The sequence below is a fragment of the Sphingobacterium sp. SGR-19 genome (genome assembly GCF_011043555.1).
GTDB lineage: Bacteria > Bacteroidota > Bacteroidia > Sphingobacteriales > Sphingobacteriaceae > Sphingobacterium.
Window position 1 is genome coordinate 1 of sequence record NZ_JAAKGS010000023.1, and the last position, 2259, is coordinate 2259.

At 49.5% G+C, this 2259-nt stretch carries 2 protein-coding genes; both read left to right on the forward strand.

The window, feature by feature from the left end:
• Nucleotides 1-1420, forward strand: a 1420-nt coding sequence (istA, locus tag G5B43_RS19175) for an IS21 family transposase (protein ID WP_165296411.1), incomplete at its 5' end; no start/stop codon positions are given.
• A 24-nt stretch (nucleotides 1421-1444) separates the two neighbouring features.
• A complete protein-coding gene (istB, locus tag G5B43_RS19180; protein ID WP_165296412.1) occupies nucleotides 1445-2173 on the forward strand; it encodes an IS21-like element helper ATPase IstB in 729 nt (242 codons plus the stop codon).
• The last annotated feature ends 86 nt before the right edge of the window (nucleotides 2174-2259 follow it).

The following is a 2259-nucleotide window of genomic DNA, read 5'->3' on the forward strand; positions in this document are numbered from 1 at the left end:
ACTTCATCTGAAGGAATCGGGAAAGGACTTTTCCGAACTGGAAGATCTGGATGAAACGTCCCTTGGCTCGGTATTGCCGCCGCCGAAAGTATTCAATAAACCGGATGCGTACCAAGAACTGGCTGGCATGTTTCCGGAATTCAAGCGTTCCATGCAAAGTTCCGGGTTTACCTACCTGAACATCTGGGAACAGTACCGTCAGCGTTATCCGGAGGGTTACGGTTACACGCAGTTCAAGGAGCATGTTCAGAAAGCTTTTGCGGTCCAGCACGCCTCCATGCACATAGAGCATAAGATGGGCGAAAAGCTGCTTGTAGATTATGCGGGCGACCGTCTCAATCTGACCGATAGAGAGACGGGCGAATTGCATCCGGTGGAGCTTTTTGTTTGCGTTCTTGCCGGTACGGGGTATACCTATGTTGAAGCCAGCGAAAGCCAGGGAAAAGCATCTTTTCTGGGCAGTATGAGGCGTACCCTGGAGTTCATAGGAGGTGTCCCAAAGCTGATCGTCACCGACAACCTGAAGTCTGCCGTCACCCGTCCCCATCGTTATGAACCGGAACTGAACCGTGACTTTAAGTTATTTGCGTTGCATTACGGGACAGCGGTAATGGCCACGCGTGCCTATAAACCCAAAGACAAGGCATTGGTTGAACATGCCGTCAGGCTGGTTTATCAGCGTATCTGCTTTCATCTGAAAGACCGGGTGTTCTTCGACCTGCATTCACTCAATGTGGCGATCCGTCCCTTGCTGGAAGCGTATAACCGACGAAAGTACCAGCTCAAGCAGGCCAGCCGTGAACAGCTGTTCCTAGAGCACGAAAAACATCTTCTCTCGCCATTGCCGGCCCAACCCTTTACACTATTGGTGCATAAGTCTGCTACCGTACAGAAGAACTACCATATCTTTCTCAGTGATGACCGCCATTACTACAGCGTGCCATATCAGTATATCGGCAAAAAGGTTGATGTCCGCTACAGTGAGATCTCGGTGGAGGTCTATCACCAGAGTAAACGGATAGCCTCACATATCAGAAGCCGTAAGAGTGGCGGCTATACAACCCATAGCGGTCATATGCCCGATAACCACCGGTTCCTGCAGGAATGCAGTGTGGAGAGCTTTCTTTACTGGGGGAAGTCCCAGGATCCAGTAATCCACCGCTATCTGGAAGAAGTATTCGCCAGACGCCCCCATCCTGAACAGGCATTCCGGTCCTGTTGGGGTATACAGCGTCTGGGAAGGACATACGGCACTGAGCGCCTGAAAATGGCCTGTCACCGTGCCATGGTATTTGAGCAATACGGTTACAAAATACTGGAATCCATCCTTAAACAGGGTCTCGATAAGCAGGACGTGGCCGAAGAATCCCCCACACTGCCCGTTCATGAAAACCTGCGGGGGGCAACTTATTATTCTTAATATAAATAATATAAATAGATCCATATGAACGTACAACAAACTATTGAAAAAATGAAAGATCTGCGACTGCACGGCATGTTACTGGCCTATCGAAGCAGTATCGAATCACAGGGCCATCTACAGTTAACTGCGGACGAACTGCTTACCATCTTAGTGGACGCCGAATGGCAGGATCGGTCCAACAAAAAGATTGCCCGGCTGACACAGGCGGCAGCTTTCCGTTATCAGGCACATCTGTCCGATGTTGATTATCAGGCATCTCGAGAACTTGACCGGGACTTGCTGACAAGGCTATCCTCTGGCCAGTTCATCCAACAGAAGGAGAATATTCTCATGGTCGGTCCAACTGGCGTGGGTAAGAGTTATGTTGCGTCTGCTCTGGGCCATCAGGCCTGTGCTATGGGGTACCGTGTGGCTTATTATAATACCGCTAAACTATTCGCCAGACTTCATTCGGCAAGAGCGGACAACTCGCTGTTTAAGGAAATCGCACGGATCGAAAAGCAGGATCTTTTGATCCTGGATGACTTTGGCCTACAAAGCTTGGACAAACCACAGAGAGATCTGCTTATGGAGATCATTGAAGACCGGCACAATAAGAAGTCCACCATAATCGCCTCTCAACTGCCAGTCAGTGCATGGTACGAAGTTATTGGGGAAGGCACGATAGCAGATGCGATACTGGACAGACTCGTGCATGGCGCACACAGATTGTCTTTATCCGGAGAATCAATGAGAAAAGTGAAAAAATAATCTTATAATTGCTGGCCCGTAATCACCGATACGGGTGGCCCGTATTCAAGCGATATCCTTGGCCCAGAATGACCGATATACACACC